Raw genomic sequence first — 20504 nt, 5'->3', positions numbered from 1 at the left:
TAAGTCAAAGAACAACAAAAAACCACACTAAAGCAAAGACAAATATCTTGAGTAAAATCAATAAAACCTTTAAAAACAAGGCATTTAAATATATTTTAAGCTATAAAAAATTTTTAAATGGCATAATTGTTGTAAATTCACTACAAAATTTATGTTTTTGTTGGAAGATAGATGATATGGCCCCACGTTTATAATGCATTCTGAAAGTGTAAAGTGATTTAATGACAAACAATAATTCATCCTTAAAACCTCAAACAAACGTTAAGTTTATTGGGGCTCATGTCTCTGCTGCAGGCGGTGTTGATCAGGCGCCGATGCGGGCGCGAGAAATTGGTGCCAATGCTTTTGCGTTGTTCACTAAAAACCAAAGGCAATGGGCGGCTAAGCCACTCGAAGCGAAAACCATCAGTGCATTCAAAGCCAACTGCCAAATGTTGGGCTTTGCTGCAGAGCATATCCTACCTCATGACTCTTATTTGATAAATTTAGGCGCGCCAGAGCCAGAGAAGCTAGAGAAATCACGCGCCGCTTTTATTGATGAAATGGAGCGCTGTAACCAACTCGGGTTAACGCTATTGAATTTTCATCCTGGGAGTCATTTAAAGAAAATCTCAGAAAGCGAATGCTTAGCGAAGATCGCGGAGTCGATTAACTTAGCTCATCAAGCTGTGCCCAATGTTATTGCCGTGATCGAGAATACGTCAGGCCAAGGCAGTAACCTAGGTTGGAAGTTTGAGCATCTGGCAGAGATCATCGAGCAAGTCGAAGACAAAGAGAGGGTCGCTGTTTGTTTAGATACCTGTCATACGTTTACTGCGGGTTATGACTTACGTACAAAAGAGGCGTGTGAGCAGACGTTTGCTGAGTTTGACCGTATCGTGGGCATGCACTATCTAAGAGCAATGCACATCAATGATTCAAAAGCTGAGTTTGCCAGTCGAGTCGATAGGCATCATTCTTTAGGAAAAGGTGAAATTGGCTGGGAGTGTTTCGAATATATTGCTTCAGATCCACGCTTTAACGGTATCCCTCTGATCTTAGAAACCATTGATTCGACGGTCTGGAATGAGGAAATTCAACAGCTTAGAATGTTTCATCGGTCAGCAATGGTGGCGAGTGAAGCCATACAATCATAAAAAGCAAAATTAATTTTCTGATATTGCTCACAATTGGCATCTTTCTTTCATAGTCTTAAAGTGAATATGTAGTTCACGATGTCTTAGAGGAGGTGCCTTTTATGTATTCAATCGCCCAAACTTCATCTGTTGCTGTCGCCAGTCGTTTACCGACACCAAATCGCCATGTACATAGCCCGGGTCACCACCGTACTCAACAAAAAAGTGGTTAATTGACCTTACGTTGCAGGATTACTGTGATGATTTAAGAAGCTGCGACCATTTAAGAAATTGTGACTTATCAAGACGCGAGCCCTACACATCATGTTTATTGATAGCTGTATGAGGTATAACTAGAGCCTTAATTTAGGACAGTTAGCCGATACAGCTATTTTTTGTTTGACGGAAGACCCTAGAAACCTTGATTATTGGGAAGTAAAACGATGAGCGCAGCAAAGACTTGGGAATCCATTATTAATGATGAACGTGAGAAAGCGTACTTTCAGAGTATTCTCGCCTTTGTCGAACAGCAACGCAATAGTGGCAAAACCGTCTACCCGCCACAAGATCAGGTGTTCAGTGCCTTTGATATGACGCCTTTCGAGTCCGTGCGAGTGGTTATTTTAGGGCAAGATCCTTACCATGGTGCTCACCAAGCTCACGGCTTGGCATTCTCAGTGCTGCCTGGCGTGAAAATCCCCCCTTCTCTGCGCAATATGTATAAAGAGCTTGCACAAGACATCGAAGGCTTTGAGATTCCTAGCCATGGCTTTCTTGAGTCTTGGGCATCACAAGGGGTGCTGATGCTGAATACGGTCCTTACCGTAGAAGAGGCAAAAGCACACTCACATGCCAAGTGTGGTTGGGAAACTTTTACCGATGCGATTATTGCTGAGCTTAATCAGCGCTCGGCACCGATCATCTTTTTGTTGTGGGGCGCACACGCCCAGAAGAAAGGCCAAGCGATTGATGAAGATAAGCATCATGTGTTGGTTGCACCTCATCCATCGCCATTATCGGCACGCCGTGGCTTCTTCGGTTGTCAGCACTTCTCTACAACCAATAAGCTACTTTCTTCTATGGAGCAACAACCTATTGACTGGCGTTTACCAACAGAAGTGTAGGTTGGTGGTTCTCTGAGCAGGGTCAAATCATAAATGGGTATCTTCGTATACACTTATAAATAGTAGGTGTAATGGAGTGACATACGATGATGATTGAAAGGATAAGACGAGAGCATGGTTATATGGCTCGCTTGCTTGTGATTCTTAAAGATAAACTTGAGTGTCTTAAGCTGGAGCGAGAAATCAACTATAGCTTGATTGCTGAGGTGGTTCACTACTTGATGACTCACTCAGAAAAGGTGCATCACCCTAAAGAAGATCTCATTTATCGCTATTACCTCAAGCAGTATGGCAATGAACAAGCGATTGAAGACTTGGAGTTAGAGCACCAATTACTGTCTGAGAAAACGGCAGTTTTTTTAGGTGTTGTGGATATGATTCTGCAAGATGCAGTGGTTCCGCAGCAAGTGTTTATCGAACAGCTTGAGGCTTTTATTCAGGGTCAACGAAAGCATATGGAATATGAAGAGAAGCATGTGCTACCGATGATTGTTGAGGCGTTTACAGTTAAAGATTGGCAAGAGGTGGAATCGCAGTGGCTCCAGCCTGAAGATGATCCTGTATTTGGAGAGACAATCGCAGACCAATATCGTCAGCTCGCTGAGCGTGTGCGTAAAAATGAACAAGAATGTGTATAGCAGCAGTGCTTTGATCTAAAATAAACCACAAAAGGCACCGTTAACAAACGTTGCCTTTTGTGGTTTATTTTAGATCAAAGGTTTATGTCATCAATACTAAAATCGAGCCCTAAATTCATATCCATCAGTTCTTTTTTGAGTCGACGTCTATCGTTGATCTCTTCGATCTCACGCCATTTACGTTTAACGGGTTTAGAGCGTACTTTTTGAGTGACACGCGGCATCTCTAGTTCTGATATTTCATCGAATTGAAAGTTATCCATAAGCTATATCTCCTTCCGTGGGACTAGTTCTTGCGAACCATTAAATATCATATTTGAGCCTACAATAACCTTGATTTATTTCTCATTTGTTTCGGTAAAGTGAAGCTTTTGTTTGTATCTTTCTGCTCGCTCACAGATTGTAGTGGTTTTTGTGCGTAAAAATTAAGCGAACGAACTTAGGTGAGCTTTGAGATTAAGGGGGATTGAAGGCGAACATTGAGTTTTATTATGAAGTTTTTGTTAGTTAAAGGTGTATTGTTTGTTGTGTTTTATTCTGTTTTAGGTGATGTTGCATATTGATTTTTCGGTTGTGTCACTGCATTATCCGCCCGTCAAAAAGACACCGATACGTAAAATGGATGCATGCCGCGACATTTACAATCTAGATCACAGCAAATAAACCCATGCCAACCCGACAACATTGGCACTGGCATCGATGATCTAGCGCAAGGCTTGGAGCATGATCGGTGCTTAAACTCAATTACGAGGTTCGCGTGACAGACTTAATCAATTTAATGAACGATCTCCTTTGGGGATCTATCTTAGTTTACTTACTGGTTGGTGTGGGTATCTACTTCACCGTACGACTAGGCTTCATTCAATTCCGCCATTTCGGCCACATGTTCTCTGTTCTAAGAAACAGCCGTAAAGCAGACAGTGCTGGTATCTCTTCTTTCCAAGCTCTTTGTACTAGTCTCGCAGCTCGCGTAGGTACGGGTAACATGGCAGGTGTTGCTGTAGCACTAACCGCTGGTGGCCCTGGTGCTATCTTCTGGATGTGGCTAATCGCGATGCTAGGTATGGCGACCTCGTTTGCTGAAAGTACGCTTGCCCAACTGTACAAAACACGCGATAACGACGGTAATTACCGTGGTGGTCCGGCGTACTACATGGAGAAAGGTCTAGGCATGCGTTGGATGGGGGTTCTATTCTCTATCTTCTTGATCATTGCCTTTGGTCTGGTGTTTAACGCGGTTCAAGCAAACGCGATTGCAAGCGCAATGAACACAGCATTTGATCTTGAGCGTAGCTACGTTGGTGTTGGTATCGTAATTATCTCTGCATTCGTTATCTTCGGTGGGATTCGTAAGATCGCGCGTACAGCAGAAATCATTGTTCCAGTCATGGCATTGGCTTACCTCGTTATCGCGATATACGTGATGTTTGCCAATATTGAGAAAGTACCTGACGTATTAGCTCTTATCTTCAAGAGCGCATTCGGTCTGCAAGAAGCTGCTGCGGGCGGTCTAGGTTACGCAATCGCACAAGCGATGATTAACGGCATCAAACGTGGTTTGTTCTCGAACGAAGCGGGTATGGGTTCTGCACCAAACGCAGCGGCTTCTGCTACGCCTTACCCACCGCACCCAGCATCACAAGGTTATGTGCAAATGCTTGGCGTATTCATGGACACTATTGTTATCTGTTCTGCAACTGTCGCCATCATCCTGATGTCCGGTGAGTATGTACCACACAGTGAAGTCACCGGTATCGAACTCACGCAGCGTGCACTCACAGCACAAGTGGGCGAATGGGGCGGTATTTTTGTCGCGGTCGCGATTTTCTTCTTCGCGTTCACTTCAATCATTGCCAACTACTCGTACGCTGAAACCAACCTTATCTTCCTTGAGCACAACAACAAAAAAGGCCTAGTGCTGTTCCGTATTGTGGTTCTGGGAATGGTGATGTTTGGCTCTCTAGCCACATTGCCAACGGTATGGGCATTGGCTGATGTATCGATGGGTCTAATGGCGATTGTTAACTTGGTGGCGATTATCCTGCTATCAGGCATCGTGATTAAGCTGGCCAAAGACTACAACCGTCAGCTAGACGAAGGTAAAGTGCCGACATTCGATTCGAATGATTTCCCAGAGCTTAAGTCTCAACTGGAAGACGGTATTTGGGACAACAAGAAGTGATCTTGTTAGAGCGATGAAAGGCTCATTCTAAAGTGAGCAGAAAGGCTAAGGTTTCGACTTTAGCCTTTTTGTTTGTATGCGATGTGGTTCGATCTCTCTATCAAAGTAATAGGAATAGCCATAAAGACAAGTTGATGTTTTTTCTATACTCTAGCTGCATCCAGTTAGATAACCGATTAGGGTAAAGTTATGTTAGTTGTCGTTTCTCCAGCCAAAACATTAGATTATGAATCACCTTTAGCGACACAACGCTTTAGTCAGCCTGAGCTTATTGAACACTCTGCTGAGTTGATTGAAGAGTGTCGTAAGCTGACGCCAGTAGACATCTCTGCATTGATGAAAGTCAGCGATAAAATTGCAGGATTGAACGTCGCGCGTTTTGAGCAGTGGAGCGAAATCTTTACCCAAGACAACGCCCGCCAAGCCATCTTAGCCTTTAAGGGCGATGTATACACAGGCCTAAACGCTGAGACGCTATCGGATGAAGAGTTTGACTATGCACAAAAACACCTGCGAATGCTTTCTGGATTGTACGGTTTGCTTAAGCCGTTAGATTTGATGCAGCCTTACCGCCTAGAGATGGGGACCCGCTTAGCCAATGTTCGTGGTACTAACTTGTATCAGTTCTGGGGCAACATTATCACCGATAAGCTCAATGAAGCGTTGGATGCTCAAGGTGATAATGTGTTGATCAATCTAGCATCGAACGAATACTTTAAAGCCGTGAAGCCGAAGAACTTGGATGGTCAAGTGATCACCCCAGTATTTAAAGACTGTAAGAACGGTCAGTATAAGGTGATCAGTTTCTACGCCAAGAAAGCGCGTGGCATGATGGCTCGCTACATTATCGAAAACAAAGTGGATTCAGTAGAAGCACTGACCAAGTTCGATACCGCGGGTTACTACTTCGTTGAAGAAGAGTCGAACGCGAAAGAACTAGTCTTTAAGCGTGAAGAGCAAAACTAAGCGAGTTTGATTTGTGGTCGTTACGCTCTATGGCGCGATACCACCCAGATAGAAAAAGCCCCATGCAGCGAACTGCATGGGGCTTTTTATTGAATCGTTGAAAGCGTTAGATTACTTGTTTTTAACCGCTTTCTTTTTCTTAGCGATTTTCTTCTTCTTAGCGATTTTCTGTTTCGCTACCGCTTTCTTATCTTCTTTCTTCGGCTTCTTCTTCTTAGTCACGGCCGCTTTCTTGTGCGTTGGGCGCATGCCTTCGATGAAGCGCTCTTTAATTGGTTCGTCTGTGTAACGAGCCACACGCTCAATCATTAGTTGATCGTGCGCTTCAATGATAGAAACTGCGTTGCCTTTTTTACCAGCACGAGCCGTACGACCAATGCGGTGAAGGTAGACGTCAGCGGTACGTGGCATGTCGTAGTTGATGACGTGGCTTACGTCTGGAAGATCGATACCACGAGCAGCAACGTCAGTCGCGAGTAGGACGTTTACCGAACCGTCACGGAAACGAGCGATTGCGTTATTACGACGATCTTGAGGCATTTCACCTTGGATCCATGCACATGGAATTTGCGCACTTTCCAGTTGAGCACGAAGATCACCTAGGCGATCACGTGTCTTTAAGAACACGATGCTGCGCTCAGCTTGTTCTGTGATGATGTGCTTCAGGATGTTTAGCTTATGCTCTGCTGTGTCTGCACGGTGGTACCACTGAGTGATCTTCTTACGCTCACGAAGTGATGATTTCGCATCGATCTCCGCTGGGTTTTTCAGTAGATCTTCAGTGAAGCCTTCAATGCCTTTACCTTCTAGCGTTGCTGAGAACAGTAAAGTTTGCTTACGCCAGCGACACTCTGCAGACAGACGGTCAACAACAGGACCAAAGCCCATATCTAGCATACGGTCGGCTTCATCTAGAACCAGCCATTCAATTGCACGACAGTCAAAACGCTCGCCTTCAATGTACTCCATAAGACGGCCAGGTGTTGCTACGACGATGTCTTGAGTTGTACTTAAGATATCGGCGTGCTCTTGGTACATCACACCGCCCGTGATCGTGAAGATGTTTAGCGCAGTGTATTTCGCAAGCTCACGAGCTTGTTCGGTAATCTGCATTGCTAGCTCACGCGTTGGCGTCAGGATAAGCATACGAGCAGGGCCCGCTTTCTTGCGTGGGAAATCCAGTAGGTATTGCAGTGCTGGCAATACAAATGAAGCGGTTTTACCAGTACCTGTTGGCGCAGAAGCCAAAACGTCTCTTCCATCTAACGCTTGTGGGATTGCTTCAGCTTGTATCTGTGTTGGGCGTTCGTAGCCCATTTCGTCAATTGCTTTAAGCAGCTCTTGGTTTAGATCGAGTTCTGCAAAGGTTCTGATCACTGTTGTTTCTCCACAAGCAATAAATGTTTCTGCCTCAAAAAGCAGACGATAAAAAAGAGTAGTCGGACATTATAGAAGCATTAGTGATTAGGATCACATGGTATTTGCTACATCTTGAGATAAAAATCTTTGGTGAGGGCAATAAATGCTTCGCTATAACCCTGTTGGTGGTGGATTGTAAGCGATTCGCGCTGCAAATCTTGCTCGCAAGCAGGATCTTTAGATAGCTCAAATAGAATTCGACTTGCGGGCTTCTTGTCTGTTGTCCTCACATCAAGACGCTTTGCTAGATACCAACCACATTGCTCGGCAAGCTTAATAAAACCTTCTCCTTCGGGCGTTGGCAGTATAAAGCTCGCTGTGGCGGTATCTGTTGTCAGTGCGAAACAACGCTGAATAAGAGCAAGGTGATCTAAGCTGTCGCTGTGTCTGGCGGTGGCTCTTTGGCTTTGCTGCGCCTGCTCTCCAGAATTGAAGTAGGGTGGGTTGCAGATGATCGCATCAAACCGCTGTGGCAAATCTGTTGTTAATACGCTGCCATGATGAAGGGAGATACGATCTTGCCATGGCGACTGTTCAATGTTGATCGCAGCGGCAGCAATCGCGTGCTGATCAATATCGATCGCAGAGATGGAAGTATCCTCAAAACGCTGTGCTGCCATCAAGGCCAGCAGACCGGTCCCTGTTCCAATATCGAGTACACATGATCTTTGTGGCAGGCTTACCCACGCACCAAGCAACACGCCATCGGTACTGACTGGCATACCGCTTTGCCCGCCGTAAATTGAGAATTGCTTAAAGTTGAAGCTTTTGGTTAGTACGGATTTCTCTTTCATTAATATTCTGACTATCGGTGTATTTTAAGTGATTAGCACTAATGTTAACTGGCTGTGTAAATCAATATTCTGCTTGATGGTGCATTGTTGCTACTTATGAGTAGTGTGTAATTATGCTTATTTTGTATATCTAGTTCAAATCACAGCATTAGCTGGTTGAGTTTGAATTTATATATCGTATTTTTGTCGTGGCTTGCAGCTGGCTCAGTGTTTCGTCATTATGCGCGGCTATTTTATAGAATGCTTTACAGTCTTGGTTGATAGCATTCATATAAATTCCAACACAACATGAGCTCATAAATATAATTAAGGAATTATCTGTGAAACAGAGTCTAAAAATAACAGATATAATGGCATTGGGCTTTATGCTTTTTGCGTGTTTCTTAGGTGCGGGTAACATCATTTTCCCACCTCTAGCTGGTCAATTGGCTGGTGATCATTTTCTTCCCGCAATGTTTGGTTTCCTGCTGACTGCCGTTGGTCTGCCACTGACCACCATCATTGCTGTCGCTGGTGGCTCTTGGGGGCATTTAACCAAAGATCTTCTTAAGCGAGCTGCCACGATCATGGCAGTGTTGATCTTCATTATCATTGGCCCTTTATTCGCTGCACCACGTACCGGTCTTGTTGCTTATGAAGTCGCTGTAAAACCGTTCTTTGCAGATGTGTCTCAAGTGCACCTTACGCTTTGTTCTATTGCGTTTTTTGTGGTCGCGATGTTTTTCTCATGGTCACAGGGCAAGCTGATTGATGTGATTGGTAAGGTTCTGACCCCAGCACTGTTTATTGGCTTGGTGGTACTCGGTATTTCTGTGTTTGTTAACCCTCAGGGCGACGTTCTTGCCGCTCACGGAGAGTACATAACTCAGCCGTTGACCATATAACACCATGGATACTTTTGGTGCGTTGATGTTTGGTATGTTGATTGTGGATGCGATTCGCGGCAAGGGGATCACCGATCGCGCTGCGACGACTAAGTACCTGATTAGCGCGGGTTGCATTGCGGCAGCAGGTCTTGCGTTTGTGTACGTGTCTCTGTTTTTCTTAGGCGCAACCAGTGTCACGGTTGCTGCAGGAGCGGATAATGGCGGCGCGATTTTAAGCCTTTATGTTCAATCCTTGTTTGGTCCTTCTGGTCAGGTTGCACTCTCTATTATTGTGCTATTGGCGTGTCTAACCACCGCGATTGGTCTGGTTTCAGCGTGTTCTGATTACTTTAGCTCACTCACCCCGCTGTCATACAAAACTTGGGTTATTATCAACGGCGTGGCTTGTGCAACGGTCGCCAATGTTGGCCTTGCTCAGCTTATTTCTCTTTCGGTACCAGTACTTTTTGCACTTTACCCAGTCGCAATCGCGCTTGTCGCACTGACATTCTTACGCAACCGCTTCCCGAATCCAAGAGTCGCTTATCGTGTGGTGGTTTTGGTATCGCTGATGTTTGCTCTGATTGATGCTGTCAAGGTTGCAGGTGTTGATGTTTCTGCGTTGAACATGCTGCCATTGTTCGACATTGGTATGGGTTGGTTGCTGCCAACAACCACTGCCATCATCTGTATGTTGTTTGTTGGACATTCGGCAGAGCAAGAGATAGCGACTGAAGAGACGCTTTAATCTTCTGTTGAGATTAGATTACCCTTCGAGATGACATAGAAAAGGCCTCATTACTTCGCAGTCATGAGGCCTTTTTGTATTCTATAATGTATTTTGGATATTAACTAAAAGCCAGTTCGTCACTTTAGGAAACTAAACCTAAAGCTTTTCGCTGTACTCAACCAGTACTTGTTCAACCCAGCTCGCAATGCGCTCGTCGCTCAGCTCGTATTGAGAATCTTCATCCAGAGCCAGACCAACGAATTGTGATTGATCTTTGGTTAGGGCTTTCGATGCTTCGAACTGGTAGCTGTCATCGTTTGGCCAGAAACCAACAAATTCAGCACCAGCGGTTTTCAGTTCGTCGTGCAATAGCCCCATCGCATCTAAGAACCATTCGCCGTAGCCTTCTTGGTCACCTAAGCCAAACAGGGCCACAACCTTGCCTTTTACTGGCGTGGTGGCGATGTCATCCCACAGGTCATTCCAATCTTCTTGGATTTCACCGAAATCCCACGTTGAGATCCCCAGTAGTAAAAGGTCGTAGTCTGCCATTAATGAAAGCGGGGTTTCTTTGACGTTATGGATATCAACGAGTTCTTCACCGATAATGCCGCGAATTTTTTCTGCTGCCATTTCTGTGTAGCAGGTGGTTGAGCCGTAAAACAATCCAATTTTCATAGCAAACGTTCGATTTTAATTGTAGATGACGAATTCTAACCATAAATCGACTTCGATTGCAGCGATTATCCGCTCTGGTGGTAATTTTTATGGCATTCGTATTTGCTCTGGCATACTCTCAAAACAGTTTCCAATATTGTGAGTAACACTATGCAGTCGCCTCAAGGGCAGAGCGCAGACCACGGTCTCGTTGAACAGTTTTTAGATGCTATGTGGATGGAGCGAGGGCTATCCGAGAATACGCTTGTTTCGTATCGTACCGATTTGTCTAAGCTATTAACGTGGATGGAAAAGAATAATTATCGCCTCGATTTTATCAGCCTTTCAGGATTACAGGATTATCAAAGCTGGTTAGCCGACGCCGATTTTAAACAGACTTCTCGTGCGCGTATGCTATCGGCGATTCGTCGTCTGTTTCAATACTTGCACCGCGAAAAAGTAAGAGGTGATGATCCCAGTGCTCTGCTGATCAGCCCTAAGCTGCCACAGCGCTTGCCGAAAGACTTAAGTGAAGAACAAGTCGATGCACTACTAGAGGCTCCGGATCCCAATGATCCTATCGAACTTCGCGACAAAGCGATGCTTGAGTTACTCTATGCAACTGGACTTCGTGTCACCGAACTGGTTAGCCTGACCATGGAAAACATCAGCTTGCGCCAAGGTGTGGTTCGTGTTATTGGTAAGGGTGGCAAAGAACGCTTGGTCCCCATGGGTGAAAATGCAGTCGATTGGATCGAAACCTTTATTGAACAAGGCCGTCCACAGTTACTGGGTGAAAAGAGCTCTGATGTGGTTTTTCCAAGTAAACGCGCTAGGCAGATGACTCGTCAGACGTTCTGGTATCGTATCAAGCATTACTCGGTTATCGCAGGCATTGATACTGAGCTGTTGTCACCACACGTATTAAGACACGCTTTTGCGACGCATTTATTGAACTATGGTGCCGATCTCAGAGTCGTACAAATGTTGCTTGGGCATAGTGACTTATCGACAACCCAAATTTATACTCACGTGGCGACCGAGAGGTTAAAGCAAATTCATACCCAGCATCACCCGCGTGCTTAACTCCATTTATTTTTAAGGTGAACCTAATGAGCGTATTACGCCGTCTTCCTCTATTAGCGCTTCCGCTAATGATCACTGCATGTAATGCATCAGAAGCTGAAGTCGAACAAACATCAACGGCCGCAGAAATGGCTCCAGTTCAAGCGATTGATCGCGAAGCATTAACTCAGCGTTTTGACAAGATTGGTATTAAGGTCGATAAGATCGTGCCTTCGGATATTGATGGTCTTTTGGAAATTCAAACCAGCAGTGGCACTGTTTTTTCTTCTCTAGAGGGCGATCATTTTCTGGCCGGTACACTTTATTCTTTGGATGATAATGGCAAATTCAGTGATGTATTGGCTGAGCGTCAAGCGCCAATCAACGCGGAAAAAATTGCTGCAATGTCGGATAGCGTTATCGAGTACAAGGCGGACAATGAAAAATACGTTGTGACGGTATTTACTGACATTACTTGTGGTTACTGTGTACGTCTGCACAGTGAAATGCAGGGCTACAATGATCTCGGCATCACCGTTCGCTATATGGCTTATCCGCGCCAAGGTGCAACCGGCCAAGTCGCTGATCAAATGGCAGCAATTTGGGCGTCTGATGACCCTAAAACTGCCATGCATGATGCGAAGCTGAATCGCCAGATGCCAGAGCCTGGCAAAGACCTTTCTGAGCTGAAACAGGTCATCGCTAAGCAGTACCAACTCGGTCGTGAGCTTGGAGTCAATGGTACACCAGCTATTGCGCTAGAAAGTGGTGAGATGGTGAGTGGTTACTTACCGCCAGACCAGCTTCTTCAGCGCATCGAGCAGTAACAATAGCTTTACCGTTGTCATCGCTAAATATCGTGTACTGTATTTGCCATAGATTCCCCATGTTTTTTGATTTAAGGAGTGGCTTGATGGATATCGGGCCCATTTTTATATGATAGAGATCCAACGCCGTCCTGAGGTCGATACTTTAGTCCTACCTGCTCATTTACCTGACTTGTTAAAACGCATTTATGTGAGCCGAGGAATAAACAGTGCTGACCAATTAGAGACGGCCGCGAGAGGCTTGCACTCCTATCAAAAACTGGGCGGTATTGATGCTGCGGTTGAGCTGTTGTTCAAAGCGATTCAGCAGCAAAAACGCATTATCATCGTCGGGGATTTTGATGCCGATGGCGCGACCAGCTCGGCGTTGTCTGTTTTAGCGTTACGTATGCTCGGCAGCTCTAACGTCGATTATCTGGTGCCGAACCGTTTTGAGGATGGCTACGGCTTGAGCCCAGAAGTAGTCGAACAGGCAATCGAGCTTGGCGCTGAGGTGATCATGACGGTCGACAACGGTGTCTCTTCGATTGACGGTGTTCGCTTTGCCAAAGAGAGAGGGCTAGAGGTTCTGGTTACCGATCATCACTTGCCGGGTAATGAACTGCCGATGGTCGATGCGATGGTTAATCCAAACCTTGAGAGCTGTGCCTTTCCTTCGAAAGCCCTTGCGGGGGTTGGTGTGGCGTTCTATCTGATGATGGCACTGTGTGTTCACATGCGTAAGTTAGGGTGGTTTGCCCAGCGTGGTATGACCGAGCCAAAGCTAATGGAGCTGATTGATCTTGTGGCATTGGGCACGGTTGCCGACGTGGTGCCACTCGATGAAAACAACCGAATTTTGGTCCATCAAGGGCTGCAACGCATTCGTGCCGGTAAAGGACGTCCGGGCATTCAAGCCTTGATCGAGATTGCGAAGCGAGACGCTAAGCGTTTGGTGGCCTCTGATTTTGGTTTTGCACTTGGCCCGCGCATTAATGCAGCAGGTCGATTGGATGACATGTCTTTTGGTGTTGAGCTGCTAATGAGCAATAACATCCATGCAGCGCGTCGAATGGCGAGTGAACTGGATGGCTTAAACCAAACTCGTAAAGAGATCGAAGAGGGCATGAAGCAAGAAGCGATGGCTTTTTGTGAGCGCCTTGAGTTTGGTAAAGACGACCTACCTTCTGGATTAGCCCTGTTCCAACGGGATTGGCATCAAGGGGTGATTGGTATCTTGGCTTCGCGTATCAAAGATAAATACCACCGCCCGGTGATTGCGTTTGCTGATGGCGGAGAAGGAAGCATTAAGGGCTCTTGCCGTTCGATTCCTGGTCTGCACATGCGTGATGCACTGGACCGAATCGACACTCAAAACCCCGGGTTAATCCTTAAGTTTGGTGGTCACGCAATGGCGGCTGGTTTAACCATCATGGAAAAGGATTTTGAGCGTTTCAGTCAGCTGTTCAATGATGTTGTGAAGAATGAACTTGGAGAAACAGCACTTAAGGGCATTATCTTATCTGATGGTGAGCTGTTACCAGAAGAGTTCTCGATGCACACCGCTGAAACATTGCGTTCAGGTGGCCCATGGGGGCAAGCCTTCCCTGAGCCCATCTTCGACGGTGAGTTTAAAGTGCTGCATCAAAAGCTGGTGGGCGAAAAGCACCTTAAGTTGATGCTCGAGCCACTCTACAAAGGTCACCCTACCAATGTGATGATTGATGGTATTGCGTTTAATGTCGATCTGCGTCGCTGGCCTGATGCGTCGGTGAAAACGGTACACCTTGCATTTAAGCTCGATATCAACGAATTTCGTGGCAACCAATCGCTGCAGTTGATGATTGATCATATTGAAGCCAAATAGCCTGAATAATGTTAAACCTTTCGTACTAAATTCAACAAGCTCTGTACATCATACCGGGCTTGTTTCCCCTTCCTGAGAATGCCTCAATAGCAGGATTTTCAAAGCAAGCAAAATTATATTTCTGTAAGTGATTGAATCTTGTTTTGAACCCCAAAAATTTCTGTATCTCCGTCACACTTTTGAGTACAATTCTCCGGTTAAATTCTACTCATAAATGATGAGCTAAAATGTTTGAAATCAATCCTATAAAAAACCGCCTACAGGATGTGTCTGAACGCACAAATATCCTGAGGGGGTATCTTTGACTATGACGCCAAGAAAGAGCGTCTAGAAGAAGTCAACGCAGAATTAGAACAACCGGATGTATGGAACGAACCTGAGCGTGCTCAAGCGCTAGGTAAAGAACGTTCTGCATTGGAAGCTGTAGTAGAAACCATCGACCAACTTGACCAAGGTGTTGAAGATGTAGATGGCCTATTAGAGCTTGCGGTTGAAGAAGAAGATCAAGAAACCTTCGATGAAATTGAACCAGAACTGGCCGAGCTTGAAGCTAAGCTAGAGAAGCTGGAATTCCGTCGTATGTTCTCTGGTGATCATGATGCATCAGATTGCTACATCGATCTGCAGTCAGGCTCGGGCGGTACCGAAGCTCAAGACTGGACGTCAATGATGTTGCGTATGTACTTACGTTGGGCAGATTCGAAAGGCTTCAAGACTGAAGTAATCGAAATGTCTGATGGTGATGTTGCTGGCCTTAAAGGCGCAACGATACGTATTTCTGGTGAGTACGCTTACGGCTGGTTACGTACAGAGACTGGTGTTCACCGTCTAGTTCGTAAGTCGCCATTTGACTCAAGTGGTCGTCGCCATACTTCGTTTGCCTCTGCGTTTATCTATCCTGAGATTGATGACAACATTACGATCGACATTAATCCTTCTGACCTACGTATTGACGTATACCGTGCCTCGGGCGCTGGTGGTCAGCACGTCAACACCACTGAATCGGCGGTACGTATTACTCACGTTCCAACCAACACAGTGGTTCAATGTCAGAATGACCGTTCGCAGCATAAGAACAAAGATCAAGCGATGAAGCAGCTACGTGCTAAGCTTTTTGAACTTGAGATTCAAAAACAAAATGCTGAAAAACAAGCGAGCGAAGAAACGAAATCAGACATCGGTTGGGGCAGTCAGATCCGCTCTTACGTACTGGATGATTCTCGTATCAAAGATTTACGCACTGGCATCGAAAACCGTAATACACAAGCGGTTCTTGACGGTGACTTAGACAAATTTATAGAAGCTAGCCTGAAATCAGGCCTGTAAGCTTACCAAGAATATTTGTAAAAATGTCTATATTTGCAAAGATATAGCGGTCCAAATTATAAAAGCAGGGTACATCTCTAATGACTGATGCTGTTCAAAACGAAAACGCACAAGAAGCTTCTTCACCTGAAGAGAACAAACTAATCGCTGAGCGCCGTAGCAAGCTGGATCACATCCGCCAAAACTGCAAGGCTAACGGTCACCCAAATGACTTCCGTCGTGAGCACCTAGCTGGCGATCTTCAAGCGGAATTCGGTGAGAAGACTAAGGAAGAGCTAGAAGAGCTTAACCACATCGTTGCGATCGCTGGTCGTGTTATGGCGAAGCGTGGTCCATTCCTTGCGATTCAAGAAACTTCTGGTCGTATCCAAGCATACGCAGCGAAAGACGTACAAAAAGTACTAAAAGAGAAGTACCAAGGCCTAGATATCGGTGACATCATCGGTGTTAAAGGTGCGCTTCACAAATCAGGTAAAGGTGACCTTTACGTGAACATGGAAGAGTTTGAATTGCTGACGAAAGCACTTCGTCCTCTACCAGAGAAGTTCCACGGTCTAACTGACCAAGAGATGCGTTACCGTCAGCGTTACGTTGACCTAATCGTGAACGAATACTCTCGCAATGCATTCATCGTGCGCTCTAAGCTTGTAGCTTCAATCCGTAACTTCATGAGCGCGAAAGGCTACCTAGAAGTTGAAACGCCAATGATGCACGTGATCCCGGGTGGCGCAACTGCGCGTCCATTCATCACTCACCACAATGCACTAGACATCGACATGTACCTACGTGTTGCACCTGAGCTTTACCTTAAGCGTCTAGTGGTGGGTGGTTTTGACCGTGTATTCGAGATCAACCGTAACTTCCGTAACGAAGGTCTGTCTCCACGTCACAACCCAGAATTCACAATGATGGAATTCTACCAAGCGTACTCTGATTACAAAGACCTGATGGATCTGACTGAAGAGATGCTAAGCACAGCAGCAATGGACGTTCTTGGTTCTACTTCTATGCCTTACGGTGACGAAACCGTTGAGTTCGGTGGCACTTACGCTCGTATGAGCATGTTCGATGCAATCAAACACTACAACCCTGAGCACGCAGAGATTCAAGCGCTAACAGAAGCAGACCTACAAGACCGTGAGAAGATGGTTGCTATCGCTAAATCTGTACACGTAGACGTAGAAACGTTCTGGACATGTGGTCAGCTTCTTGAAGAGATCTTTGGTGAAACGGCTGAGCCTCAGCTAATTCAACCAACGTTCATCACAGGCTACCCAGCGGACATCTCTCCTCTAGCTCGTCGTAGCGATGACAACCCGTTCTTCACAGACCGTTTTGAGTTCTTCATCGGTGGCCGTGAAGTAGCGAATGGTTTCTCTGAGCTTAATGATGCACAAGACCAAGACGAGCGTTTTAAAGCGCAAGTTAACGCGAAAGACGCAGGCGATGATGAAGCAATGTACTACGATGCAGACTACATCACAGCGCTTGAGCACGGCCTACCGCCAACAGCGGGTCAAGGTATCGGCATTGACCGTCTAGCAATGCTATTTACAAACACGCACACAATTCGTGACGTGATCTTGTTCCCGGCAATGCGTCCACAAGCGTAATTCTCGCTTACGGGGCATCCCAGCCTATCTAATTAAGAGAGCCACCTTCGGGTGGCTTTTTCTGTTTTTGGGCTTCAAAAACATAACCTGCACCGCACTCTTGATTCGAAAAATCGCTATTTTTGGCATAGTCTTACTATTGAGACTTGAAATCTAACATAGTCTTGCTTCTATACGTTTTGTGTTAAATACGAGCTCTTTATATTTCATAAAGTTATAAAGTTATAAAGTTATAAAGTTATAAAGTTATAAAGTTATAAAGGCGTGATTGGTATTGACCTATTTAAATAACAATGGAACAAGGAAGAACCATGGGAACTCAATTTAAGATCGATTCCTTACCAGGCTCTCTTATCGTAGTGGGGGGGGCGTACGAACCTTGGTTATCGGTATTAGAAAAAGTGGGTTGGCAGTGCAGCCAGTGTGGGGATTTGCGAAAAGCGGATGCTCTGATTGCTGACATTGGTCCGTGCATTGGGATCGTTGACCTCAGCCATGACGAATTCAGTCTTAATGGTGTGGCTAACCTAGTGAGCAATAACAAACAGGTGCGGTGGATCGCTTTTATTCGTGAATCGCAACTGAGTTCAGATACCATCTGCCAATTTATCGTTAACTTCTGTATTGATTTTTTCACAGCGCCTATTCCTGACGCTCAGCTACAGAGCACTATTGGCCACCAACTTGGCATGCTCAGACTTGAACAAAAAGTGTGGCCGAACTATGGCATCAACAATAACATGGGCTTGCTCGGCGATTCAGTGGCGGTAAAGCGCTTGAGAGACCAAGTCAGGCGTATTGGCTCAACGGATGTCAGCATTCTTATTTACGGTGAGAGCGGGTCAGGCAAAGAGACCATCGCGCGTTCGATTCACCAGCACTCTTCTCGCTCCCAAAAACCATTTTTAACGGTCAATTGTTGTGCTTTGTCTGAGGCGAGAATTGAAAGCGAAGTCTTTGGTATTACGGCTCAACAAGACGCAACACCGTGCGTGTTAGATGAGGCTGATGGCGGTACGATATTGCTCAATGACGTGCTCGCTTTGCCCCGCAGTCAGCAACTGAATTTACTCCGTTTCTTACAAGAAGGTAAAGTTGAGACCATCAACGGACCTAAGCGGGTCGATGTACGTATTCTCGCTGCCAACTCATCGGATATCGAAAAAGCGTTTATTGATGGAGACTTCAACGAGGAGCTCTACCATTACATCAATGTGCTGCGTATTAATGTCCCTAGCTTGAAAGAGCGTGTGAGTGACATCTCTGTTCTGGCACATCACTTTTTACGCGAATACTCGAAAGAGTTTAACGCTCAAGCCAAGAGGTTTTCAGATGAAGCGATCCAATCGATGAACCGTTACCATTGGCCGGGTAATGTGCGTGAGTTGATGAACCATATCAAGCGTGTTGTATTGATGTCGGACTCGGTGATCATTGAGCATCATCAACTTGACTTACCAAAGCTAAATGATCAACGCCGTAGCTTAAAAATCATCCGTGAGCGTTCAGAGCGCGATGCCTTACTGATGGTTTTAGAATCTTACAGAGGGCAAGTGTCACTGGCCGCCAAAGAGCTCGGAGTATCACGAGCAACCATGTACCGTTTGCTTAACAAACACAATCTTATCTCTGAGGGCGTTATTTGGAGCTCTTAGGGTTTATAGTCAGTGTCAATCACCAAGCCACGTATCAAACGTGGTTTAGTTATCTTTAGTCGCTCGGCTTACTATTGATCGCTTTATTTTCAATGAATGGCTTACTTTTTAATTCACGGCTCGATTTCAATGGCTGGTTGAGTCTATAAGGCGCTAAGCGAGTTCTGCTGTGAATAGATATAATTACAGTGAATGTGTTATACGCAACTACATATGCAACTCATCTTTTGGGGGAATGCATTGTTTTCAAAATCCCCATCATTTATCGGTTGAATAATATACTATCTTGGTTAGACTTTAACAGTGAAAGCAATGGTTTAACAAACAATGGTTTGCTTTTCCCCCCCCACTTTTTTTGGACTTTTTAGTTAGCTTGGAGGCGCAGATGAAAAATTTTGATTTTGAACAGCATATTTGCGCATCGTTTGATCTCTGTACTGACATTATGGCAGTTATGCCACGACGTTCAGCCATGGCCGATCGAAACACCCAAGATAAACCTAACTAACTGATCCGTACCTTTATTTGGCTGCGGAAAAATAGCAGCTAAATGAGTCACCCTCATACTATCTAACACGCTATTTTTCCTCAGTTTATTCAACAACTGGAGAGTTATTATGCGTCACTCAGTATATTTAAAATTAGCCACAATCCTTATCCGTGCAGACCTTCGTCGTGAAGAGCGTGAATGGCAACGAAAGGTTCGTCGTAGTTCATACCACCTACCTTGGAACAATACTCACTTATTAAAAGATATTGGTCTTGAAGCCGATGGTCGACCTATTGGTTTTTCTGAACCTGAAGCTGTCACGATTGAGCGTCGAGTACGTCACCTCCGTCGTGCCTTAAGTGCACGAATAACGACGTAATTTTCGGGGTTGATGACACCTTTCAACCCCTAGATAATTAACAGTGTTCGTTATGTTAACAGTGATAGTTATGGCGTCGAAAGTGCAAACTTTTGAACTGGAACTGGCCAAAAAAGAGAAGTACTAGCTTCTCTTTTTTGCTTTTTAAGCCGTGATGTACATTTTTTAAGTCGTTATCTAGTAAAGGAAAAGAGTTCGACTAAGCTTTATAGAGTGAGGGAGGATGGCTATGCAAAAGCATCAATTAGACATGTGGTTACATGGAGAGCATAAAGACTCTTATCAAACCCCTAAAGTGTACGTTATTGGTTGTTCTGATATCTCAGAATATCTGCTTGCTGTAGAGTACAAACATAAGTTAGAGCCGGTAAAACAAGATGGTGAGCCAATGCATTTTGGCTCCTTGGATCAAGTGAAAGAGGAGTTACTCCGGCTCGGCTTTGAAAAGGCGTATCTTCGTTTGCACAACGCGTACGATGAATTTGGCAGTGAACCAAGTCAAAGCTACTGTGATATTGAACTGGCACTTAAACCTCATTAGCGCTGATTTCTAATGATAAGCCGTTTAATGACCGGCAGTTCAATAACATACTGTTTACTAGCAGACAGCTTATAGCGCATGGATAGTTAGCAGGGCGGGATCGCACTTTGTTAACAAATATGATCTAATATTGCCAAATCCATAATCACACAGCCACTTTGAACTTAATCGAACACCTATCAGTCGTCCAAGATACTCGGTCAGACATTAACCAGAAGCATGATCTTATTGATGTTATGTTCCTTATAATTAGCGCCATCGCATCGGGGTG

17 protein-coding genes and 2 pseudogenes are annotated in these 20504 nt (G+C 45.1%); 15 read left to right on the top strand and 4 right to left on the bottom strand.

Annotation, left to right across the window (positions count from 1 at the left end):
• Window positions 1–221: 221 nt before the first annotated feature.
• The 3 genes from nfo (at window position 222) to Q1A70_RS00085 (ending at window position 2877) form a co-directional block, all read left to right on the top strand.
• The gene (gene nfo, locus Q1A70_RS00095) at window positions 222–1136 is read left to right on the top strand and encodes a deoxyribonuclease IV (RefSeq protein ID WP_299685452.1); all 915 of its coding nucleotides are present in this window, start codon (window positions 222–224) and stop codon (window positions 1134–1136) included.
• A 422-nt stretch (window positions 1137–1558) separates the two neighbouring features.
• Window positions 1559–2239 carry a uracil-DNA glycosylase gene (gene ung / locus Q1A70_RS00090; RefSeq protein ID WP_299685455.1) on the top strand — a complete coding sequence of 227 codons (681 nt, stop codon included), beginning with the start codon at window positions 1559–1561 and terminating at the stop codon, window positions 2237–2239.
• 86 nt (window positions 2240–2325) lie between these two features.
• Complete coding sequence (locus Q1A70_RS00085; RefSeq protein ID WP_299685458.1) at window positions 2326–2877, top strand: hemerythrin domain-containing protein; 552 nt, start codon at window positions 2326–2328, stop codon at window positions 2875–2877.
• Window positions 2878–2951: 74 nt separating this feature from the next.
• On the opposite strand, the gene Q1A70_RS00080 is transcribed toward Q1A70_RS00085, so the two are convergent.
• Window positions 2952–3140, bottom strand: a complete 189-nt coding sequence (locus Q1A70_RS00080; RefSeq protein ID WP_299685461.1) for a DUF3545 family protein — start codon at window positions 3138–3140, stop codon at window positions 2952–2954.
• Between the two features lie 494 nt (window positions 3141–3634).
• Between Q1A70_RS00080 and Q1A70_RS00075 the strand changes: the two genes are divergently transcribed.
• Both Q1A70_RS00075 and yaaA read left to right on the top strand, forming a co-directional pair.
• Window positions 3635–5059, top strand: coding sequence for a sodium:alanine symporter family protein (locus Q1A70_RS00075; protein ID WP_299685511.1), 1425 nt, complete (start codon window positions 3635–3637; stop codon window positions 5057–5059).
• Window positions 5060–5248: 189 nt separating this feature from the next.
• A complete protein-coding gene (gene yaaA / locus Q1A70_RS00070) occupies window positions 5249–6025 on the top strand; it encodes a peroxide stress protein YaaA (RefSeq protein ID WP_299685464.1) in 777 nt (258 codons plus the stop codon).
• Between the two features lie 111 nt (window positions 6026–6136).
• On the opposite strand, the gene srmB is transcribed toward yaaA, so the two are convergent.
• Together srmB and Q1A70_RS00060 are read right to left on the bottom strand one after the other, a co-directional pair.
• Window positions 6137–7402, bottom strand: a complete 1266-nt coding sequence (srmB, locus tag Q1A70_RS00065; protein WP_299685467.1) for an ATP-dependent RNA helicase SrmB — start codon at window positions 7400–7402, stop codon at window positions 6137–6139.
• A gap of 107 nt (window positions 7403–7509) precedes the next feature.
• Window positions 7510–8238 carry a methyltransferase gene (locus Q1A70_RS00060; protein WP_299685470.1) on the bottom strand — a complete coding sequence of 243 codons (729 nt, stop codon included), beginning with the start codon at window positions 8236–8238 and terminating at the stop codon, window positions 7510–7512.
• A 320-nt stretch (window positions 8239–8558) separates the two neighbouring features.
• Between Q1A70_RS00060 and brnQ the strand changes: the two are divergent.
• Window positions 8559–9852: pseudogene (brnQ, locus tag Q1A70_RS00055) on the top strand (branched-chain amino acid transport system II carrier protein).
• Window positions 9853–9990: 138 nt separating this feature from the next.
• Here the strand turns inward: brnQ and fldB are convergent.
• On the bottom strand, window positions 9991–10512 hold the full coding sequence (gene fldB, locus Q1A70_RS00050; RefSeq protein ID WP_299685473.1) for a flavodoxin FldB: 522 nt from the start codon (window positions 10510–10512) through the stop codon (window positions 9991–9993).
• A gap of 150 nt (window positions 10513–10662) precedes the next feature.
• Here fldB and xerD point away from each other — a divergent pair, with 150 nt between their 5' ends.
• The 9 genes and pseudogenes from xerD to Q1A70_RS00005 all read left to right on the top strand — a co-directional run.
• On the top strand, window positions 10663–11577 hold the full coding sequence (gene xerD, locus Q1A70_RS00045; protein ID WP_299685476.1) for a site-specific tyrosine recombinase XerD: 915 nt from the start codon (window positions 10663–10665) through the stop codon (window positions 11575–11577).
• A 26-nt stretch (window positions 11578–11603) separates the two neighbouring features.
• Window positions 11604–12383: a thioredoxin fold domain-containing protein gene (locus Q1A70_RS00040; RefSeq protein ID WP_299685478.1), complete on the top strand. Its 780-nt coding sequence runs from the start codon at window positions 11604–11606 to the stop codon at window positions 12381–12383.
• Window positions 12384–12492: 109 nt separating this feature from the next.
• Window positions 12493–14229: a single-stranded-DNA-specific exonuclease RecJ gene (recJ, locus tag Q1A70_RS00035; protein ID WP_299685481.1), complete on the top strand. Its 1737-nt coding sequence runs from the start codon at window positions 12493–12495 to the stop codon at window positions 14227–14229.
• Window positions 14230–14456: 227 nt separating this feature from the next.
• Window positions 14457–15555 (top strand): peptide chain release factor 2 gene (gene prfB / locus Q1A70_RS00030; protein WP_299685484.1). Its coding sequence is split into 2 segments (ribosomal slippage): window positions 14457–14531 and window positions 14533–15555, totalling 1098 coding nucleotides; the frame shifts between segments, so codons are not numbered across the junction.
• A gap of 80 nt (window positions 15556–15635) precedes the next feature.
• Complete coding sequence (gene lysS, locus Q1A70_RS00025; protein WP_299685487.1) at window positions 15636–17168, top strand: lysine--tRNA ligase; 1533 nt, start codon at window positions 15636–15638, stop codon at window positions 17166–17168.
• Between the two features lie 311 nt (window positions 17169–17479).
• Window positions 17480–18823, top strand: a complete 1344-nt coding sequence (vpsR, locus tag Q1A70_RS00020) for a cyclic-di-GMP-binding transcriptional regulator VpsR (RefSeq protein WP_299685490.1) — start codon at window positions 17480–17482, stop codon at window positions 18821–18823.
• A 617-nt stretch (window positions 18824–19440) separates the two neighbouring features.
• Window positions 19441–19692, top strand: coding sequence for a DUF1127 domain-containing protein (locus Q1A70_RS00015; RefSeq protein WP_299685493.1), 252 nt, complete (start codon window positions 19441–19443; stop codon window positions 19690–19692).
• A gap of 229 nt (window positions 19693–19921) precedes the next feature.
• On the top strand, window positions 19922–20233 hold the full coding sequence (locus Q1A70_RS00010) for a DUF6482 family protein (protein ID WP_299685496.1): 312 nt from the start codon (window positions 19922–19924) through the stop codon (window positions 20231–20233).
• Window positions 20234–20391: 158 nt separating this feature from the next.
• Window positions 20392–20504 (top strand): annotated as a pseudogene (locus Q1A70_RS00005) (ISAs1 family transposase); the annotation flags it as partial.

The organism is uncultured Vibrio sp., assembly GCF_947488985.1.
Lineage (GTDB): Bacteria > Pseudomonadota > Gammaproteobacteria > Enterobacterales > Vibrionaceae > Vibrio.
This window is presented reverse-complemented; position numbering and strand designations above follow the sequence as displayed.